Source organism: Rummeliibacillus pycnus, from assembly GCF_002884495.1.
Taxonomy (GTDB): domain Bacteria; phylum Bacillota; class Bacilli; order Bacillales_A; family Planococcaceae; genus Rummeliibacillus; species Rummeliibacillus pycnus.
This window is the reverse complement of sequence record NZ_KZ614145.1, coordinates 1,566,807-1,587,612: the sequence shown is the minus strand read 5'-3', so window position 1 is coordinate 1,587,612 and position 20,806 is coordinate 1,566,807. Positions and strand designations below refer to the sequence as shown.

General features: G+C 33.6%; 20 protein-coding genes and 1 pseudogene. 15 read left to right on the top strand and 6 right to left on the bottom strand.

Annotation, left to right across the window (positions count from 1 at the left end; all coding sequences use genetic code 11):
- Positions 1–8: 8 nt before the first annotated feature.
- The 5 genes from CEF14_RS07815 to odhB all read left to right on the top strand — a co-directional run bounded on the left by CEF14_RS07815 (position 9) and on the right by odhB (position 8,471).
- Positions 9–2,039 carry a PAS domain S-box protein gene (locus CEF14_RS07815; RefSeq protein ID WP_102692339.1) on the top strand — a complete coding sequence of 677 codons (2,031 nt, stop codon included), beginning with the start codon at positions 9–11 and terminating at the stop codon, positions 2,037–2,039.
- 17 nt (positions 2,040–2,056) lie between these two features.
- Positions 2,057–2,737 carry a response regulator transcription factor gene (locus tag CEF14_RS07810; protein ID WP_102692338.1) on the top strand — a complete coding sequence of 227 codons (681 nt, stop codon included), beginning with the start codon at positions 2,057–2,059 and terminating at the stop codon, positions 2,735–2,737.
- A complete protein-coding gene (locus CEF14_RS07805) occupies positions 2,734–4,143 on the top strand; it encodes a HAMP domain-containing sensor histidine kinase (protein WP_102692337.1) in 1,410 nt (469 codons plus the stop codon). The genes CEF14_RS07810 and CEF14_RS07805 overlap by 4 nt, the downstream gene beginning before the upstream one ends.
- A 241-nt stretch (positions 4,144–4,384) precedes the next feature.
- Positions 4,385–7,186 carry a 2-oxoglutarate dehydrogenase E1 component gene (locus CEF14_RS07800; RefSeq protein ID WP_102692336.1) on the top strand — a complete coding sequence of 934 codons (2,802 nt, stop codon included), beginning with the start codon at positions 4,385–4,387 and terminating at the stop codon, positions 7,184–7,186.
- Between the two features lie 31 nt (positions 7,187–7,217).
- Positions 7,218–8,471, top strand: coding sequence for a 2-oxoglutarate dehydrogenase complex dihydrolipoyllysine-residue succinyltransferase (odhB, locus tag CEF14_RS07795; RefSeq protein WP_102692335.1), 1,254 nt, complete (start codon positions 7,218–7,220; stop codon positions 8,469–8,471).
- Positions 8,472–8,537: 66 nt separating this feature from the next.
- Here the strand turns inward: odhB and CEF14_RS07790 are convergent.
- The 3 genes and pseudogenes from CEF14_RS07790 to CEF14_RS07780 form a co-directional block, all read right to left on the bottom strand.
- Positions 8,538–8,876: pseudogene (locus CEF14_RS07790) on the bottom strand (tyrosine-type recombinase/integrase); the annotation flags it as partial.
- A gap of 268 nt (positions 8,877–9,144) precedes the next feature.
- The gene (locus tag CEF14_RS07785; protein ID WP_102692333.1) at positions 9,145–9,654 is read right to left on the bottom strand and encodes a DUF3231 family protein; all 510 of its coding nucleotides are present in this window, start codon (positions 9,652–9,654) and stop codon (positions 9,145–9,147) included.
- 286 nt (positions 9,655–9,940) lie between these two features.
- Positions 9,941–10,180 carry a hypothetical protein gene (locus tag CEF14_RS07780; protein ID WP_102692332.1) on the bottom strand — a complete coding sequence of 80 codons (240 nt, stop codon included), beginning with the start codon at positions 10,178–10,180 and terminating at the stop codon, positions 9,941–9,943.
- Positions 10,181–10,873: 693 nt separating this feature from the next.
- Between CEF14_RS07780 and CEF14_RS07775 the strand changes: the two genes are divergently transcribed.
- The 5 genes from CEF14_RS07775 (at position 10,874) to CEF14_RS07755 (ending at position 13,958) form a co-directional block, all read left to right on the top strand.
- A complete protein-coding gene (locus CEF14_RS07775; protein ID WP_102692331.1) occupies positions 10,874–10,990 on the top strand; it encodes a YjcZ family sporulation protein in 117 nt (38 codons plus the stop codon).
- 152 nt (positions 10,991–11,142) lie between these two features.
- Positions 11,143–11,352, top strand: a complete 210-nt coding sequence (locus CEF14_RS07770; RefSeq protein ID WP_102694331.1) for a transcriptional regulator — start codon at positions 11,143–11,145, stop codon at positions 11,350–11,352.
- Positions 11,349–11,555, top strand: a complete 207-nt coding sequence (locus tag CEF14_RS07765) for a hypothetical protein (protein ID WP_102692330.1) — start codon at positions 11,349–11,351, stop codon at positions 11,553–11,555. Before CEF14_RS07770 ends, CEF14_RS07765 begins: the two co-directional genes overlap by 4 nt.
- A 143-nt stretch (positions 11,556–11,698) precedes the next feature.
- Positions 11,699–13,117, top strand: coding sequence for a spore germination protein (locus CEF14_RS07760; protein WP_102694330.1), 1,419 nt, complete (start codon positions 11,699–11,701; stop codon positions 13,115–13,117).
- A 640-nt stretch (positions 13,118–13,757) separates the two neighbouring features.
- Positions 13,758–13,958 (top strand): cold-shock protein, encoded by a 201-nt coding sequence (locus CEF14_RS07755; RefSeq protein ID WP_102692329.1) that lies wholly within the window; start codon positions 13,758–13,760, stop codon positions 13,956–13,958.
- A gap of 306 nt (positions 13,959–14,264) precedes the next feature.
- On the opposite strand, the gene CEF14_RS07750 is transcribed toward CEF14_RS07755, so the two are convergent.
- The gene (locus CEF14_RS07750; protein ID WP_102692328.1) at positions 14,265–15,137 is read right to left on the bottom strand and encodes a DMT family transporter; all 873 of its coding nucleotides are present in this window, start codon (positions 15,135–15,137) and stop codon (positions 14,265–14,267) included.
- 387 nt (positions 15,138–15,524) lie between these two features.
- Here CEF14_RS07750 and CEF14_RS07745 point away from each other — a divergent pair, with 387 nt between their 5' ends.
- The 4 genes from CEF14_RS07745 to CEF14_RS07730 all read left to right on the top strand — a co-directional run bounded on the left by CEF14_RS07745 (position 15,525) and on the right by CEF14_RS07730 (position 19,158).
- Entirely contained in the window at positions 15,525–16,082 is a 558-nt protein-coding gene (locus CEF14_RS07745; protein WP_102692327.1) for a GNAT family N-acetyltransferase, read from the top strand.
- A 349-nt stretch (positions 16,083–16,431) separates the two neighbouring features.
- Positions 16,432–16,641, top strand: a complete 210-nt coding sequence (locus CEF14_RS07740) for a hypothetical protein (protein ID WP_102692326.1) — start codon at positions 16,432–16,434, stop codon at positions 16,639–16,641.
- 758 nt (positions 16,642–17,399) lie between these two features.
- Positions 17,400–18,269, top strand: coding sequence for a permease (locus CEF14_RS07735; protein WP_102692325.1), 870 nt, complete (start codon positions 17,400–17,402; stop codon positions 18,267–18,269).
- Positions 18,270–18,282: 13 nt separating this feature from the next.
- Positions 18,283–19,158 (top strand): TIGR03943 family putative permease subunit, encoded by an 876-nt coding sequence (locus CEF14_RS07730; protein WP_102692324.1) that lies wholly within the window; start codon positions 18,283–18,285, stop codon positions 19,156–19,158.
- Positions 19,159–19,182: 24 nt separating this feature from the next.
- On the opposite strand, the gene CEF14_RS18995 is transcribed toward CEF14_RS07730, so the two are convergent.
- Positions 19,183–19,344 carry a hypothetical protein gene (locus CEF14_RS18995; RefSeq protein WP_170061478.1) on the bottom strand — a complete coding sequence of 54 codons (162 nt, stop codon included), beginning with the start codon at positions 19,342–19,344 and terminating at the stop codon, positions 19,183–19,185.
- Between the two features lie 257 nt (positions 19,345–19,601).
- On the opposite strand from CEF14_RS18995, the gene CEF14_RS07725 reads away from it, so the two are divergent.
- Entirely contained in the window at positions 19,602–19,784 is a 183-nt protein-coding gene (locus CEF14_RS07725; protein ID WP_102692323.1) for a hypothetical protein, read from the top strand.
- A gap of 293 nt (positions 19,785–20,077) precedes the next feature.
- Here CEF14_RS07725 and CEF14_RS07720 read toward each other — a convergent pair whose 3' ends face one another.
- Positions 20,078–20,806 (bottom strand): amino acid ABC transporter ATP-binding protein, encoded by a 729-nt coding sequence (locus CEF14_RS07720; RefSeq protein WP_102692322.1) that lies wholly within the window; start codon positions 20,804–20,806, stop codon positions 20,078–20,080.

Below are 20,806 nucleotides of genomic sequence, written 5' to 3'. Positions count from 1 at the left end.
GTGTTGGTATGTCAGAAGATTTTATAACTAGAGAGCAATTTAATGCCCTTATTAAAACAAATAAGGGCTTTGTTTTCCTAATGGAACTAGTAGAAAATAAGTTTAAATATATATATATAAATCAGACAGCAGAAATGGTATTTAAAACCAATCCAGAAGGTGAATTTCTCGATAATGTTATACACTCAGATGTTCGAAACACTATAGAAGAAAATTATCGTAAGGCAATTCATACAAAACAGCAAGTCACTTATCGTGACTTTTATTTGTTCTCAGAAAATGGGTATACAAATGAAACGGTTTGTACGCCTATTTTCTATGGAGAACGTACATATCTATTAGCAATCACTAATGATATATCAGAGCAAAAAACTTTAGAGGAAAAGTCTGTGTTTTTACAATCGTTATTTGAAGATAAGATTGATCCGATTGTTATTTTATTGAAAGACTTTACAATATATGAAGTAAATCCGATTTTTAATAAACTATTTAAATTCAGTCTTAATAAAAATCAAAATTTTATGGATTCAGATTTTATGGATACTGAAAATAATCAAAAATATTTACAATATATAGAAAAGACCTTTAATGGTAAAGGTTCCTCTTCTGTTATATTTACCCATAAGATAAAAGAAAATGAAACAGGGACCTTTCTTGTTAGTTTTTCACCTGTATATATGGACCATAATGTTATAGCTATTTGCATCCAATGGCAAGAACTTAAAAGTGCGGTTCAACTAAAGAATGATTTGATTGAAACTACATTGTTGTTAGATAGTTACAGAGATGCCTTAAACATAGCTGCTAATATATGTATTACAGATGTAAATGGAGTAATTGAGTATGTAAATGCAGGGTTTGAAAAGCAAACGCAATACTCTTCCGTTGAACTAGTTGGACAAACGAATGCAATCTTAAATTCACGAGAACATTCTAAAGAATATTACAAAAAATTATGGGATTGTATCTTAAATGGGGAAATATGGCGTGGAGAGATGTGTAATCGGACAAAATACGGAAGGACATTTTGGGCAGATACAACGATTGTCCCTATCAAAAATGCAAAAGGTGAGATTACCAATTTCTTAGCAATAAGTTTTGATATCTCGGAAAAGAAGTCAATTATCACAAATCTTAGGAATGTTGAAAAGCTATTTCGCTTAATAACCGAGCATACGAATGATTTAATCGTCATTACAAGTGAGGATGGTATTATCTTATACATTTCCCCTAATCACGAAGCTCGTTTAGGCTACGATCAGGAAGAATTACTTGGGAAATTCTTTTCAGAAATACTTGCACCTGCAAGTAGTGATCTCTTGAATCAAGAGATAAACATGATCATAGAAGACTTTGGAAATTTAAAAACGGAATTGGAAGTTATCGCTAAAAACGGTCAGAGATTCTGGGTAGAAGCACAAGTGTCGGCAGTTAATGATTCGGAACGTAGGGGAATAAAACAATTTGTAACCGTTGCACGGGAGATAACAGAACGTAAAGAATTGGAAGAAAAGCTACGCTTTTTAGCCTATCACGATAGTTTAACATTATTGCCTAATCGAAGATACCTATTAGAACGATTTGAAGACATAGCCCATACTGCAGATTCTTCCAATAGTTCTATAGCTATCTTATTTATTGACGGAGATAATTTTAAACGTATAAATGATGTATATGGCCATGATGTAGGGGATGAATTTATCAGAAAATTTGGTAAGGCACTTTCATCAAGCTTAAGAGACAGTGATATTATCGCTCGTATTGGCGGAGACGAATTTGTTGTCATATTAACGAAGATGTCCAAAAATAAAATTAAAAGAAAAAAACAAATAGAGCAAACCATCGCAAGAATACAAAAAATTCTTCGTGTGGGTTGGACTATTGGTAAAAATTATTTCTCACCAACTTCTTCAATTGGCGTCTCATGCTATCCTGAAGACGGTACAGAAATATCACTATTACTAGATAAAGCAGATGTAGCTTTATATTACGCTAAAAAAATATCAGGAAAAGATTCCTATCATTTTGCATGTAAGTAAGAATGGTGGCGATGGAAATGACAAAAAATATTTTATTGGTAGAAGATGAAAAAAATATTGCGCGTTTCATTGAACTTGAATTAAAACACGAGCAATTCAATGTGACAATTTGTTATAACGGTCGTGATGGACTACAGGAAGCACTAGATGAGAACAATCATTTTCATGTAATTTTATTAGATGTTATGCTTCCAGAGTTAAATGGGATTGAAGTATGTAGAAGGATAAGAAGCCATTCACAAGTACCAATTATTTTAATAACGGCTAGAGATGCCATCATGGATCGAGTAGCAGGACTTGATGCTGGCGCAGATGATTATATTGTCAAGCCTTTTGCTATAGAAGAATTACTTGCACGAATTCGTTCCATCCTAAGAAGAACAAGTCAAGAACAAAAGAAAATTCCATTACTCCAGTATAAAAACATTAAAGTTGACCAAGCTGCTTATTGCGCCTATGTCGATGATTGTCTTCTTGAACTGACAAAAACGGAATTTGATCTATTAAGTTTACTCATCAACAATAAAAATCGAGTTTGCACTCGTAATCAAATACTTGAAAATGTATGGGGCTACCAAACGGATGTTGAAACAAATGTAGTAGATGTTTATATTCGCCATCTACGTTCTAAACTACCAAAAGAAGCTAGTTCTTACATTGAAACTGTAAGAGGAGTAGGGTATGTGATGAGAGAATGAAGAAACTTAATCGTATATCTTTTAAAAATAAATCTTTAAAAACAAAGTGGGCCCTTACGTCCGCTTTTGTTATTTTTGTTAGTTTCGCGATTCTTTGTTCTGTATTATATTGGTCAATTCATACATGGTTATTATCTGAACAAGAACAATCTGTATATCGTACGATGGATGATTTAACAGTGTTTTTTGAATCCCAAGGTAGCGGAATCACAATTGATGATATACGTTCTAATAAGGGGTTAATGAATTCTATTGTAGACAAAGATCAGACTGTTCGAATATTAAATAAAGATGGTATTGAAATTCTACGGATTAACGATACAGTATCGAAAATTCCTGATGTCTCCAACAACGTTCCCCCTGAAGGTTATGTTGTAGATAAACAAAAGATAGATGGAATCGATAGTTTTGTCGCTACAGGGAAATTACAGATAGGTATTTTTCAGGGATATATACAATTAACACATCCATTAACAGCATTTGACTCACTAATGAATTATTTGCTGATGGCTATGTTAATACTAGGAATAGGAGCATTGGTATTGTCGGCATACATTGGATATGCATTAGCAAATGTACTTTTAAAACCATTAAACAATCTCCGTATGGAAATGACAACAGTAGCTGAAGAAGGATTTCAAGCACCTATTCATATGGAATATGATCAAGATGACGAAATTGGTGATTTGTTAAGGGTCTATCGTAAAATGATGGGGGAACTTGAGCAATCCTTCCACACACAACAACAATTCATTTCAGACGCATCACATGAGCTTAGAACGCCTATTCAAGTTGTAGAAGGACATTTATCTTTGATCAAGAGATGGGGAAGGGATGAACCGGAAGTATTAAATGAATCATTAGACACATCCTTAGCAGAAATAAAACGCATGAAAAGCCTAATTGAAGAAATGTTAGAACTTGCTAGGGGTCAGGCAAAAGATCATGATGAGAAATGTAATATCAAGACAATTACATTTGAAATTGTTCAAGAACAAATTGCCCTTCATCCAGATGTTGAAATAATTGTACATGATGATAATTTAACGGAATATTGTGCAAGGATTTCATCAAATGCTTATGGACAGATTTTACGTAATTTGTTACAAAATGCAATCCGATATTCAGATAAAAAGGCTCATATTCAAATTTACTTGACAAATAACTTGAAGAATTGCAAAATCGAAGTCGAAGATAACGGTATAGGCATCGCTGAAAAAGACGTACCACATATTTTTGAACGATTTTATCGGGTAGATGAAGCGCGCTCAAGAGATGAAGGTGGCACAGGCTTAGGACTAAGTATTGTGAAGATGTTAGTCAATAAGTATGGCGGTAATATAACTGTATCTAGTAAACTGGGTACTGGAACAAAATTCAAAGTAATACTACCTTCTGAAAAATAACATTTTTCTTAGGATTTATTCGGTAATTCCATCTTTCAAGATGAAAATTGCTCAATTCTCTCAATAATATTGAATTTTTCATGAAGAGTAGTAAGATTGAAAGGAAAAAGTTCTTCCAGCTTACAGAAATACATACGTGTATCTTCAGCAGGAAGAATGGTAAAATATTCAGTGGATTTTCAAAATTATACTTTTTAATTAATGGAACTGCCACTTGGCAAAAAAGTTGGAGGTATTACTCATGTCAAACAACGTTTCACTTGCAAGCTCTCCATGGTCAGCTTTTTCAGGTCCAAACCTTGGCTATGTAATGGATATGTATGATTTATACTTAACATCTCCTGAAGAAGTTGATGCAGATCTTGTGGCTTTATTTGAACAATACGGCGCTCCAGTTGTAGAGTCAGTTGAAAACGCTACAACAGTAGAACCAGGAAATATTGCAAAAATTTTAGCTGCTGTACAATATGCTGATGGTATTCGTGCACACGGTCATTTAGCAGCTGATATCTACCCTCTAAATAACCAACCAAAAGACACAAAACGTATTGAAGCAGCAACATATGGTTTAACTGATCAAGATTTAGTGAATATCCCTGCATCTGTGTTATTAAACGACATTCCTGTAAACGTTCACAATGGATTAGATGCCATTAATTACCTTAAATCAGTCTATACAAGCAAGATTGCTTATGAATTTAATCAAGTTGTTGGCAATGACGAAAGAAAATGGATTCAATCTAAAATTGAAAGTGGCTCATTAAACGGTAAACTTTCTAATGAAGACAAAAAAGAAATTCTTTCTATGCTTAACAAAGTTGAAGGTTTCGAACAATTCTTGCACAAAACTTTTGTTGGGGTTAAACGTTTCTCAATCGAAGGTGTCGATGCATTAGTTGTATTAATCGAAGAAATCATCAAAGGTTCAGAAGTAAAAGGTGCTAAAGACATCATGATCGGTATGGCTCACCGTGGTCGTTTAAATGTACTAACACACAATGTACACAAACCATATCAAATGATGTTAGCTGACTTCGCTCATGTTCCAAGTGAATTATTCGTACCTAAAGACGGCTCTTTAGAAGTTACAAAAGGTTGGTCAAATGATGCGAAATACCACCTTGGTGCAACATATAAATCTCCAAATGGTACAACAATTAAATTAGCTTACAACCCATCTCACTTAGAAGTAGTTAGCCCAGTTGTTACTGGTCAAGCTCGTGCAGCTCAAGATAATACTTCTAAACCAGGCTTCCCTGAACAAGATCCAAGTAAAGCTCTTGCAATCTTGGTACATGGTGATGCAGCATTTGCTGGTCAAGGTGTTGTAACTGAAACATTAAACTACTCTCGTACTAAAGGTTTTAATACTGGTGGTTCAGTTCATATTATCGCGAACAATATGATTGGATTCACTACAGAACGTTTCGATTCTCGTTCTACTGTTTACTCTTCTGACCCTGCAAAAGGTTATGAAGTACCAGTAATTCATGTAAACGCTGATTCTCCAGAAGCAGTTGTTCAAGTTGCACGTTTTGCAGTTGAATATCGTGCGAAATTTGGTAAAGACATCTTAATCGATTTAATTGGTTACCGTCGTTATGGTCATAACGAAATGGACGAACCAATGATTACAAACCCAGAAACTTACAATATCGTACACAATCATGAAACAGTTCGTGCATTATACGGTAAACAATTAGTTGCTGAAGGTGTTGTAACAGAAGAAGATGTTACAAAACTTCAAAAAGATATCAAAGCTGAATTACAAGATGCACTTGATTATGTTAAAGAAGTAGGTAAAGGCCAAGAAACTAGCCATGAAATGCCAGAAGCAGTGAAAAACGGTTTCCCAGAAGGAATCGAAACAGCTGTTGAAAAAGAACGCTTAGAAAAAATGAACGAAGAACTTCTTGCATTCCCAGAAGACTTCAACGTATTCAAAAAATTAAGCAAAATTTTAAATCGTCGTCGCGATCCTTTCCAAGGTAAAGGCAAAATCGACTGGGGTCACGCTGAAACACTTGCATTCGGTACAATTCTTCAAGATGGCCATCCAGTACGTATTACTGGTCAAGATGCTCAACGTGGTACATTCTCACAACGTCATCTAGTTCTACATGATGCACAAAACGGTAAAGAAATCGTACCTTTACACAATATCTCAGGCTCACATGCTTCATTTGCAGCAATTAACAGTCCATTATCTGAAGCTGCAATCGTTGGTTATGAGTATGGTTATAACTTAGAAAATGAAAATGCTCTTACAATTTGGGAAGCTCAATATGGTGACTTTGCAAACATGGCACAAGTAATGTTCGATAACTTCATCTCTGGCACTCGTTCTAAATGGGGTGTTAAATCAGGTGTTGTATTATCATTACCACACTCTGCTGAAGGTCAAGGTTCAGAACATACAAGTGGCCGCTTAGAACGTTTCTTACAATTATCAGCTGAAAACAACTGGACAGTTGTAATGCTTTCTAGCGCTGCAAACTACTTCCACTTATTACGCCATCAAGCTGCTGTTCTAGGTACTGAATCAGTACGTCCATTAGTAATGATGTCTCCAAAATCACTTCTACGTAACCAAATCGTAGCAGCTGATGTTGAAGAATTAACATCTGGTCACTATCGTACTGTTATTGAACACCCAACAACAGGCAAAAATGCGAAAAAAGTTGAAAAAATCGTATTTGCTTCAGGTAAAATGGCAATCGATATTGCCGAAAAAATAGGTGAAGGAGAAGGATACGAACACTTACATTTAGTACGTGTTGAACAACTATATCCATTCCCTAAAGAAGAAATTGCTGAAATCCTTGCAAAATTCCCTAACGTTAAAACGCTTGCTTGGGCACAAGAAGAACCTAAAAACATGGGTTCTTGGTTCTTTGCAGATCCATTCCTACGCGAGTTAGCAACAGACGCTCAAGAAGTCGTTTATGTTGGACGTCCTGAACATTCTAGCCCAGCAGAAGGTGACGCTGACTCTTATAAAGCAGCACAAACAGTCGTTATCGACCAAGCTGTTGCGAAATAGTAGAGCAAACAACTAAAGGAGGAAATTTAAAGTGGCAGAAATTATCGTTCCAGAATTAGCAGAATCTATTACAGAAGGTGAAATCGTACGTTGGGTTAAACAAGTTGGTGACCACGTAGAAAAAGGCGAATTCATCGTTGAATTAGAAACAGATAAAGTAAATGCTGAAATTATTTCTGAAGAAGCAGGTATTCTTACAGAAATCTTAGCTCAAGAAGGCGACGTTGTAGAAGTAGGCGCTGTAATCGCAAAAGTTGAAGCAGGCGCAGCTGCAGCAGCACCAGCTCCAAAAGAAGCTCCAAAAGCTGAAGAACCAAAACAAGAAGCACCAAAAGCAGAAGCAAAACCAGCTGCAGCACCAGCTCCAGTTGTAGAAGAAACTTCTTCTAACGAACGTGTTATTGCTAGTCCAGCAGCACGTAAATTAGCTCGTGAAAAAGGTATCGATCTTGCAGCTGTTTCACCAGTTGATCCACAAGGTCGCGTACGTGTTCAAGACGTTGCTGCACATGGTACAGCACCAGTAGCACAACCAGCAGCTCCAAAAGTAGCACCAGCACCAGCTGCAAAAGCTGTAGATGAATCACGTGTTGAAGTTGTTAAAATGACTCGTCGTCAACAAACAGCTGCAAAACGCTTACTTGAAGTATCTCAAAATACAGCAATGCTTACTACATTCAATGAAATCGACATGACAAACGTTATGGCACTTCGTAAACGTAAAAAAGATGCATTCCAAGAAGCACATGATGGTACTCGCCTAGGCTTCATGTCATTCTTCACGAAAGCAGTTACAGCTGCTCTTAGAAAATATCCAGCAGTTAATGCTAAAATCGTTGGTGACGAAATTCACTACAACAAATTCTTCGATATCGGTGTTGCCGTATCAACTCCAGATGGATTAGTTGTACCAAACGTTCGTGATACTGACCGCAAAAACTTTGCTGAAATCGAAGCTTCAATTGCTGAATTAGCAACTAAAGCTCGTAACAAAAAATTATCACTTCAAGATCTTGAAGGTGGTTCTTTCACTATTACAAACGGTGGTGTATTTGGTTCATTAATGTCTACACCAATCATTAACGGCGACCAAGCTGCTATCCTAGGTATGCACAATATCGTTAAACGCCCAATCGCTGTTGGTGACGAAATCCAAATCCGTCCAATGATGTACGTAGCATTATCTTATGACCACCGCATCATCAACGGTAAAGAATCAGTTGGATTCTTAAAAATGGTTAAAGACCTTATCGAAAACCCAGAAGATTTACTACTAGAAGCTTAATCTGACGGGCTTTTCCGAACCTATCGCTTACACTCAGACCACCCTTTCATTAGGGTGGTTTTTTTGTTATTTTGGCTTTTTGACTACCGTTTGACTACCAGAGCTTTTTTTCTTTGGCTCATTAAGGTAATTTATGAGCAAATCAGTCGTTTTTTCAATGGTCTCTGTAGTCACATGAGTATAGATGTTCATGGTTGTTTCAATATGTGCATGACTTAATAATTTTTGAATAACTTTAATATCTACACCTGCAGCAAATAAGAGTGATGCACAAGAGTGACGTAAACCATAAACAGTTATACGAGGTAGTTCAAAACGTTTGCGTTTGCATTGCTTGTTTAAGACTTCGTTAACGTAGGAGTTGCGAAAAGGCTCAAAAGATGTCTCTTTCATAAAAATGAAATTATATTTTGGCTTAAGTGTGTTTACCCACTCTGATTAATAATGAAAGTTCCATCTCTTTCACTACCTTATAAATCTGTCCTGTATATCTTTTACCAAGAAAAGCGTTAAAAATAGCTATTATCATATTAATTTCGTTAGCTAAATTTAATGGTAATAAGAAGAAAAATGTGCAGTAAAAAGGAAGATTAAAATGCCTTATTGCAACTACTGGAAGGAATAAAAAAACCCCAGTGAATACTGGGGAACAGTTTGTCAGGTTTAATAATTATTACTTTTCAGGGGAATTTACATGCATTGGTGGTGGAACTAACCAACCTTTTGTTTTATTAAGACGTAACAATTTTGCTCCAAGTTGAGCTTTACCTGTGTGGAATTGAGCATACATTAGCGCGATATCTTCTCTAGTAGACATACCCATAACTTGGCTACATGTAACTAGCCCAGCAGCAAGGTCACCTGTTAGGGCAGCACTTATTTCTGGATCATTAAATTTTGCACCTGGAGGTATATCCTCAATTCTTGCATCTGGTCTTTCTGGTGGTGCTGGGGGTAGAGCAACACCGTTAGTTTTTAATATTTTTTCTAACTGTTTTGCTTCTTCTCTACAAGTATCGATAATGTCTTCGATAATTTTTCTTAAATCTTCATCACCTGTATGATTAAAAAATGTTTGATACCCAGCGATGAAACCATAATTTACAGTAAGATGTGTCCAGATACTAAACACTTCTCCGTAGTGTAATGGCTCGTCTTTAGGGTTTCCACTAAGAATTCCCATACTTACACTTCCTCTCTTATTTGAACATTTTCAAACATGGATAGTATGGGAGTAATAAAAAAAATAATTCGTTTTAATAAAAATGGCCACTTTCAAGGAACTTAAAAAAGTTACTATTTCGTAGTTTGTAGAATATACGACTGTAGGAATTGCTAAATACGGTTCGACTTATGATTGAGAACTAAATGGGGAGTGTACATTACTGCAAATAAAGAGTATGTAGAAAAAGTGTATATCAATGACCAGATGCTCAGAAAATATGAGCGCCTGGTCTTTTTGGTTTTTATTAATAAAAGTCTTTTATTCTTTCGATAAATGGTTTGCCGTCAACAATTCCTTTATTGAATAATTCTTGAGCAGTATCAAATCTCTGTGTGAAAGAATCTTTGGAACGTGTAAGAAAAAAGCTTTTTTCTTCTCCATATAGCCTACTAATCGACCATTCTTCATCATTATAAGATAAACTAACTTCTTGTTCCTCATCTTCAATAGCTTTTCTAACTTCTTCCCATGAATTTAAATCCATTTATAATTTCTCTTTTTGAAATTAACAACATTTCTCAGTTTCCGATTTTCCATCTTTGTAATAGCAATTATGTCGATGACGTACTTTTGGATGATTTTTACTATTTCCATTATTTATATAATATATATCTGTTTCTCCATCACCATTTTTCCCATAGTATCTACGAGTCTCAAGCTTTCCATTTTATAAAGATCTCTTGATGAAAAAACATTGCTAGGGCAATTATGCTAGCCATAATAATTTTTAGTGTCATTTTCATCCATAATTACCCTTCCCTTTACTTCAATAGCAATATTAACTAAAAATAAATATAAATTAGAAAATTTAATGAAAATAAGTAAAAATATATAATGGGTGTGATAAAAGTCTTGTATTAAAGATTAAAATTAGAGTTACAAATACTAGGAGGAGAATTAAGAAAGCTTAAAAAAGAGCTATGGAAGTACTTCAGAGTCTTTAGAAATACATAAAATATTTTATCTATGCTGGTCAGAAAATTAAATTGAAGTAATTGCATGCACTGACTTTCACATGGAGGATGTGGAATTTTATATTAAATTAACAAAAAGATACTTTAAATATTCGTACATAATGCATCATGATTAAAAATTTTTTCAAATCAGTGTTAAACATCTAAACAAAGCTAAAAAAATGGCATATTTTATATTAAATCTAATTAAAGGAGCGGATATAATGAGTAATTGTAATAATGGCAATTCTGGAGTAAATAGCTTTACTTTAGTTGTTGTTCTATTTATCTTGCTAATTATTGTTGGCGCGACGTTCTACAGTAACAGTAGTTATTGTTAATATCGAAAAAACTCGAGCCATTTCTTCTCCACGGCATTAATTCTTCATTTTCCTCCTTTGGTTCGAATAAAATAAATTATTTCCTCCATTTTTATGGAGGTTTTTTTATGCTTGAAACAAGAACTATTCTTATTTTTAAAGGAGGTAACATTATGAAAGAACAATTGCAATATGATCAGTTAGAGGAATTAATGTATATGTCAAAATCAGGTGAAATCACGAAAAGACGAGTAAAAGTAGTTAAAATTACTGTGGATAAATTTCAAGCATTCTGTTTCATGAAACATTCAATGTGTGCTTTTATTATCGATAATGTTCTTGCGGTGATATCACTAATTTACAAGGAGAAAATCATACAATGACTTCAGAAGAGGAATTATATAAGATTTACGGTGAAGTAAAATTAAAAGATCGTGGTAGCATTAAATGGTCAATATCAATGATTATGCCAGAGCATGTTAGCATGCTTAAGCAAAGACATGAACTTGGTGCATGGATTGATAAACCTCAACTATCAGAATGGAAACTAGAAGATATGCAGCAGATAGTGATTAAAAACTTTTGATTAAATGTTGGTGAGCTTTTTTAAAATATATTTAAAAAAAGAAGTAATAAATAAAAATTAGTTTTTTTGTTTAAACTACATATGATAATACAATATCCTTTTATCAGGAGCGTAGATGATTGAACAAAAATAGCGGGATCTCAATGGATATAATTTCTTTGAAGAAACTCTTCCAAAATTCAGCAGATATAAAGTTTCAACGGTATTCCTTCAATGGGCATATAGTGCATTTCATTACTTGCGAAGCAATGGTTAATCAACAATTATTACATAAAGTCATACTAAACCGAGTTGAATTTTTATGTAACAATTTGAGAGATGAATCTATAGAGATTCAATTGAAGTCAAATTTATATATTCCTGATTTAAAAAAAGTGACAGATGAACAAGAAGCTATTTCACTAGTGTATAAGGGCTTTTTGCTACTTTATTTTGAAGATGGTCAACTTTTATTCTCAAGCAATATTTCTAATAAGCCTAATCGAAAAACTGAACAAACTTTTACGGAAGTGGTTTTAAAAGGACCGAGGGATAACTTTATTGAAGATATAGCAGTTAATATTGCATTAATCAGAAAAAGATTGCCCACTAACTCATTATGTGTAAGTTCATTAGAGTTGGGTAAGCGTTCAAAAACAAGGGTGGCTATTCTTTATTTTGATGATATTGTAAATAAAAATATACTTGACCAAATAATAAATCATTTAAAAAAAGTAGATACAGATGCTGTATTTAGCGGTGAAATATTAATGGAACATATAAATACTCGGTATTGGCTTTTCCCACGGCATGAATATACGGGGAGACCAGATTATACGATCCAATCACTGATTAGGGGAAGGTTCGTCGTACTTGTTGATGGAGTTTCATATGCATTAATTACGCCGGTAAATCTATTTATGCTCTTTAAAACAAGCGAAGATAACGAATATCCTGCTATTGTTGGTTCAGTAGAACGTATTTTACGTATTTTGAGTGTTCTTATAGCAACTGGTCTTCCAGGATTCTGGCTTGCATTAATTTCACATCATCCGAATCAATTGCCTTTTCAGTTATTAGCAACAGTTATTCAATCAAGAAGTGGTTTACCTTTTCCTGGAGCTTTAGAAATGCTTCTCATGTTAGCTATGTTTGAGCTTTTCCGAGAAGCAGGCTTACGCCTTCCATCAGTTCTTGGAGCAGTAATTGGAATTGTAGGGGGAATAATAATTGGGAATGCAGCAATTAGATCAGGGATAACAAGTCCATCGATGACTGTAATTATCGCAGCTTCAATAATAGCTTCATATACATTGGTTAATCAATCATTTGTTACTGCAGTAAGCATTTTACGTGTTATCTTCGTTCTATTTTCTGCATTATTCGGCTTTTTTGGTTTTTTTACTTCACTATTTTTTCTTATAACTTATTTATCGAATATAAGAGTATTTGAAGTTCCATATCTGAATATAGCATTAAACTTAAATTGGAGAACAATTGGAAAAACAGTATTTAGATTACCTGCTAAATTTTATAAAAAACGACCAGAGATGTTAAAAACAAAAGATAAAACAAGAAGTTAAAATGAAAATTATTTATATAAGAAAATTAGGTGAGAGTTTGAATAATCACTTTGCTTAGCATTTAGCATAACCTTTTATTAAAGGAATAGGTTATTTATTTTATTGAAAATAGGTTATTAGCCCTTACATGTATTTGTATAAGCATAACATATATTAATGCAGGGGTAGGAGGCCATATATCTCTACTACATCAGGATGATTGAAATTTCTTATTCCCTGCATTAGTTACTAGCCGATTATGTATCCTTTTGTTTTTATCAGATGAATGTAATTAAATGCTGTGGTGCCAAAAAAATCTAAACCTTTTTTTCAATTTCTTCTATTGGCATAAAAAGAGGGAACTTTAAGTAACTCATTATCAGATTCTCCTACTTGTTCATCTACATAACGAATAAAATCATCATGATCGTCTGATTGTATTAACGAAGGATGGGATTGTTTATATTTCTTGATCTAAAAATGATATTTGACAAATGTGTATTTACAGTATACAATGAATTTAATAGAGTCCTTTATAGGAAAAAGTTGAATTCGCATATTACAAAAAGTAATCGTGTTTGTTCGGTACTTTTTGTAATATGTGAATTTTTTTCTTTTAAAAAGCTTATATATTAATAATTATTTAATGGAGGTCATTTAAATGACACAAGGTACAGTAAAATGGTTTAACGCAGAAAAAGGTTTCGGTTTCATCGAAGTTGAAGGCGGAGCAGACGTATTCGCTCACTTCTCAGCAATCCAAGGCGACGGTTTCAAATCTTTAGAAGAAGGTCAAAAAGTTGAATTCGAAGTTGAAGAAGGACAACGCGGACCACAAGCTGCAAACATTGTAAAACTTTAATTTTTAATTAGTTCGTTTTAGAAGTATCTAAAAAAGAGGAATCCTTTTAATAAGGTTCCTCTTTTTTAATTAGTTTGACTCCAATATCAATATAATCCACATGATTTGCCTTTATTACCACCATCGATTAATAATCCATTTTCGGTATCTGTTTGAATAAGGATTGAACCCCTTTAAAAGTAATATTCTCACTTTAAGTAGCAGTAAACCTACTGTATCGAATTTAGAATTGGTAACAGCTACAACACGATTGATGAATAAAATGCGTCTCTATTAAAGTAGAAACGCACTTACTAGATATATTATCTACTCATCTTTAATAACAATAAAAACGCCATTAAAAATTAAAATGGTACCTAACCAAAAAGAAATTCCGATTGTCTCTCCTAGCAATAACCAACCCAAAAAGGTTCCAACAATCGGTTGGAAGAAAAAGAATAATCCACCACTAGAAGCATTCAGTAATTGTAGGCCTTTGTTCCACAATAAAAAACCACCCGCTGTTGAAACAATACCTAAATACAATAAACCACCAGAAATTGTTGGGTCCAAAATGCTCGATAAATCTAAAGCATTTAATTTTGGTAGAACAAATGGAGTCAACAAGACAACAGCAATCATAGATGAATAGGTCGTAACCACAATTTGTGAATAATGACTAGGAATTTTTTTAACGAACACGGACATTAGTGCCCATGTTAACGCAGCGATCAATAAAGAGAGTCCACCTAATTGTTGCGTCACATCAATTTGCCCATTTCCAACAATAATGACAACTCCAATTGTTGCTAACAAAATGGAGAAACTTTTTTTAAACGTTATTTTTTCTTTTAAAATAAAACGTGCAAATAAGACCATAAAAGCAGGTGTTGTTGCTGTAATGATCGCACCCATTTGAGCAGTTGACAACATCGTGCCTGTTTCTTGTGTGACAATCGATATTGTATTACCAATTAGACCAACAAGAAAAATGATCAACCAATCTTTTTTAGCTATTTTCCATGATTGCTTCAAGGAAATACCAATAATGCTAAGTGCAATAACAGCAATCACATAACGAATCCAAACAAGTTCCAAAGGTGGAACAACATCAACTACGACTTTTACGACAACATACATTGCGCCCCAAATACTTGCGGCAAGTGATAAAAATAATGCGCCAACTACTTTATTGCTCATGATTTTTTCCTCCGTTTTTCATAGAAATCTATGTCCTTAACGGAGAAAAACTCTTCTACCGTTAAGGAAGAAGAATTGTTGGTACATCTTGTTCAAATAATGGAGAAAACATCATATAAATCACTCCATTCTAATTCCATTTTTATTTAGTATAAAATAAATTTAATAATTTGAATAGTATGTATAGTTGAACTAATACAATAGAAATAAGGAGTTTATAAAGTTTGAAAGTTACTGTACATCAGTTTAGGTTCAACAAAATGTCAGTTCTTTTCTTATTCTTTAGCTAACTGGTGGCACTCTAGTGACTTAAAATTGATTCATCGCCTATAAAAACATTATTGAAATTAGACTTTAGTTGTTGTAAGTAAGGAGGTAGATCATCAAATGAACAATGTAGAGATTAGGCGTCCAAAAATTGACGATAAAGGTGAACTGCATCAATTTTTCAGAAAAGTAATTTCAGATACATTCGCGAATGAGGGGTTAATGGATGAAGTAAATGAAATTGAAAATGAGATACAAAATAAAATTAAGTATCTTAATATGGATTTTGAAAGTAATGGAGCAAAAAGCTACTTTCTGCTAGCGTTAGTTAATGAACAAGTTATAGGCACTATTGAATATGGTCTTGCTAGCGACTTGATTAATGAAGGCATAAACGGGGCATTAAAAGAGCTTGTAGAGATAGGGACAGTATTTGTCCTCCCTACTTATCAGAGACAAGGGATAGGTAATTTGCTCTTGAATGTCATGTATATTACCTTGCTGAATAAAGGAATAAAAGAATTTTATCTTGATAGTGGATATACAAATGCACAGAAGATATGGAAGAAGAAATTCGGTAAGCCTGATTACTTTTTAAAAGATTTTTGGGGTGAAGGGTATGACCACATGATCTGGAGAAAAAAGATAGAAAATATGCCAATCTTATTCAAGATATAATCTAGTGCTATTAGGGCTAACTTTGGAGAAGCTTGTAGCTCATTGAAGATAATTACAGTAATTGATATACACAAAACACAGTGTATATTATGAGACAACCAACTGAAAGTTGTCGATCAAATACCAAATCGATACGGATAACAGGAGATTAGCTGGCATAAAATTATACCAACTTCTAGTAAGATAAGTATAGGTAGGCGTATAGGTAGGAGTTATAAAAAAATAAACATGTAAGTGGATGAATAAATTCAATCAACGTGTTATAGTAAAAGTAGATAAGCGTATACTTCGTTTATCAGATTTATAAAAAGTGTTAGCTAAATAAAAAATCGTGCCGAGGTGTTTAACTATGAATGAGCAAACTGTACGAGAACAATCAACATGGGAACACTACAAATTGATCGAGGCTGAAAACTATCACTTGAAACGACAATTAGCTAATAAAAACAAAGAAATTAAGCGACTAAAAAGGATTATTAGTGCCTTAAAAGAAAATACTAAACAAGACAGACAACGCTATCGTAATAATGGAAAAGCAAAATGTTATTTGAGTAAATAGGTTAAAAAATTCTTAATTTAATAAGATTATTGGAACATCCAGGAGCTTGAATTTACGCATTACTGCGTTTATTTAGAGCTCCTTTTTTATTTACAAATTAGATTTGGAATGAAAGAATTGGAAAGTAAAAGAATTAGAGAAAGGAATATTTTTCAAAAGAATAGTTTACTGCTGTAATTTGGTGATTTATTAAGGAGGGGTATCTTGAAACGAGTTTTGTTAGGGATATTGGTAGTAATAATGATCCTTATAGGAAAGTACTACTTAAGTTCTCCAAGGTTCTGATTGCTAGTATATTGGGGAGAATTTCAATATTTGAATTAATTTAATAAATATTTTTATACATAAAACAGAATGTTATCTTCTAAATATACAATCCAATAATTCGGATTATACTCAACGATACTATTTGCTTCATATACCGATCAGATGTCGCTTTCGAGGACTCGCCATCTTCCGCTACTAGCTAAGATTCTTATAGATATAGCATATACAGTTTTCTTAATTTATGTTCTTATATCAAAACTTTGAATTATGAAATTTTCTCATTTAAGTACAAAACTCCAAAAATAATTTGATAAGGATCTCCATTTTATAAAAGCAATAGAGTTACTATTAGTCGCAATTCCATGCAACCTAAAACGTGTTTTTAAAGTCAAGTAATGTGGCAAAAAGTTTAAGCTTGTGTAAACTTCTTTTTTTATATAAAAAAAGAGTATAATGCTTAAAAATAGATAGAAAAGAAGGTTTAGAAAAGCGTGTCTACATTTTTACAACTAAACACGATTTTTATCAGTATAATTATTGAAGCATTTCCTTTTGTACTGATTGGTGTGTTTATATCAGGTCTTATTCAAATGTTCGTAACAGAGCAAATGATTGCTAAAATAGTACCAAAAAATAGAGTGCTAGGCGTTTTGTACGGTGCACTAATCGGGGCGCTTTTTCCGTCATGTGAATGTGGTATTATACCAATCGTCCATCGTCTATTAAAAAAAGGAGTTCCTCTTCATGTTGCGATACCATTTATGTTAACGGGTCCAATTATTAACCCTATTGTGCTGTTTTCAACATTCATCGCATTCGGTAATAACTGGCAGATGGTATGGTATCGTGCAGGATTTGCTCTATTGATTGCGTTTGTTATTGGCATTATCCTTTCTTTCCAATACAAGGGGACACAGCTCCTAGATGAAGATGAGCACGATCACCATCATGAACATGCAACAACACTTTGGCAAAAATTTGTTGGTACATTAAATCATGCAGTGGAAGAATTCTTTTCTGTAGGAAAATATTTAATTATTGGTGCTTTCATAGCAGCATCTATGCAAATTTTTGTGAAAACATCTGTTTTAATGGATCTTGGTCAAACAAAAGCAACATCTTCTCTAGTAATGATGTTGCTAGCAGTTATTTTGTCATTATGTTCAGAAGCAGATGCGTTTATCGCTGCATCATTTAGAGGTACGTTCTCTACATCAGCATTGGTTGCGTTTTTATTGATTGGACCAATGGTAGATATTAAAAATTTACTGATGCTATATCATACATTTAAGAAAAAATTCATTGCAGTGCTGATTTTGTATATTGTTGTACTCGTATTTATCAGCTCTATGCTAGTTTAGGAGGGGAATATCGATGATCCGAGCTTTAATCTTGATGGGATTTACGTATTTCTTTTATTACCTCTATGCTTCAGGCGATAATGCGAAATACATTAATATGAAATATGAATATATCAATATTTTAGGAATGATTTTATTTGCGGTTTTAACTACTGTACAAATTTTTAATATTGCAAAAGGAGAGCCTAAAATTGAATGTGATTGTGGACATGATCATGAGCACGAGCAAGATAAGCCTTGGTGGAAAAGAATACTTCTTTATGCACTGTTTGCTTTTCCACTAGTAACGGGATTAGGATTGCCAATAGCTACATTGGATTCTACAGTTGTTAGGTCAAAAGGTTTTTCTTTTCAATCAATTAATACATTGCAAAAAGGTGACCAGTTTATTAAACCACAATATCTAAAACCTGATACAAGCGTATTTTTTGCTAAAGATGGTTATCTAGATTTAATGAAACAAGAACTAGATGAGTTTTCTAAAATGGACCCGGTTGCTTTGAATGATAATAATTTCTTAATGGGAATGGAAACATTATATAATTTCCCTGGAGACTTTGAAGGTAAAACAGTCTCTTATAAAGGATTTATCTATCATGGTGAAGATCATGAACTTGGAAAAAATCAAGTCTTTGTATTACGCTTTGGTGTTATTCACTGTATAGCGGATGCGGGTGTTTATGGCATGCTTGTACAACTTCCAGGTAATCAACAATTTAAAAATGACCAATGGGTGAATGTAGAAGGAAAGTTATCTACAATCTATTACCAACCTTTTAGATCCAATATTCCTTATTTAAAAGTAACGAAGATAGAGGAAACACAAAAGCCTGAAGAACCCTATACATTCCGCGGCTATGATAATCCTAATGTAAAAATTAATAAGTAAATAATTTTTTTAAAATCGGTTGTTCTAACGAGCAACCGTTTTATTTTTTTGTTCAATCTCATAAATTATAAGGTTTTCTAATAGAAGTTCTTTCGATGATCTTTGTAGTAATTCTTTTACTGCTATTTCTAAAGCGTTTTTGTCTTTTGGGGAAAGTTTCCTCATTTGTTTGTCTAGCGGATGCAAGTCTGTCACCTCAATTACATTATAGGAACATTTGTTCTTTTGTGCAAGTGGAAATTTTGGGTTCTGAAAATTCCGTCTGAAATAATGAAAGCGGTCCCATGTAGCAAAGAAAATGGGGTGTCAAATATTTGACACAATATAAGCGGAAATAGAGCAAAAGACTGGATGTAAGATGTCTGACCATGTAAGATAAAGATGTCTAACAAGTATATAAAAATAAGATGTTTATATAGATATTATTAAAGGGAGTATTTTAAATGAATAGCACGATAGAATTTTATGTAAATAGAATTGAAGGACAAATTCTTATGGATCTAGCTGATCATGATGATGCAAACCTCTATCAAATAGCAAATGGGTTAATTCAAAATGAACCAGCAGATAAGTTAGCGTCAATTTGCCAAGCTTACGAAGTTGTTAAACATGAATTGTTAGGTTAATAAAACAATTCAACATTTTTTAGATTGCAGCCAATAGGGATTACGAGAAATGCCCTATTGATGCTGTATTTTTGTTATATTATACTCATTGTTAAACTGCATTTGATTGTAACAGTGGGAGGCTACACCTATATGCATGCGCATTTTCGATGATTATTCAGAGAGGTTCATTCATGTCCTGTGATACGATAAATTGGGGCTATGAATGAACCTTTTTTTACAACGTGAAGGAAATGGCTCACCACCATCTTCATAAAAATGATTGAATAATAAAAATTTAATATAACAAAAAGTTAGTGATTTAAAACCTTTGATAAGAATGATTTAGCGCGTTCGGATTGAGGAGTTGAAAAGAATTTTTCTGGAGGAGCTACTTCGACAATCTGTCCTTCAGCCATAAAAACAATTTGATCACAGATTTCTCTAGCAAATCCCATTTCATGTGTAACAACCACCATTGTCATACCGTCATTTGCTAATTTCCGAATAACGTCTAAGACTTCTTTAACCATTTCAGGGTCTAGGGCTGAAGTAGGTTCATCAAATAGCATTACATGCGGTTCCATTGCAAGCGCTCTTGCAATAGCAATCCTTTGTTGCTGGCCACCAGACAAATGGGAAGGGTAGACTTCAAATTTGTCTTCAAGTCCTAATGATGCAAGCAATTTTTTTCCTTGAGCAATCGCTTCTTCTTTAGCAATCCCTTTTACTTTAATTGGAGCAATTGTGACATTTTCTAAGGCAGTTAAAAAAGGATACAGGTTAAAGCTTTGAAAAACAAAACCAATGTGCGTTCGAACTTTATTAATGTTTGTTCCCTTTTGATGAATCGAAACTTCTTCAACAATTATTTCACCTTGGTCAATCTCTTCAAGTGCATTAATCGTACGAATAAGAGTAGATTTTCCTGCGCCACTTGGTCCGATTAAAGCAATGACATTCGATTGATCAATGGTTAGATTAATATTTTCTAAGACTTTATGTTTGCCGAAACTCTTTGAAACATTTTTGATTGATATCAT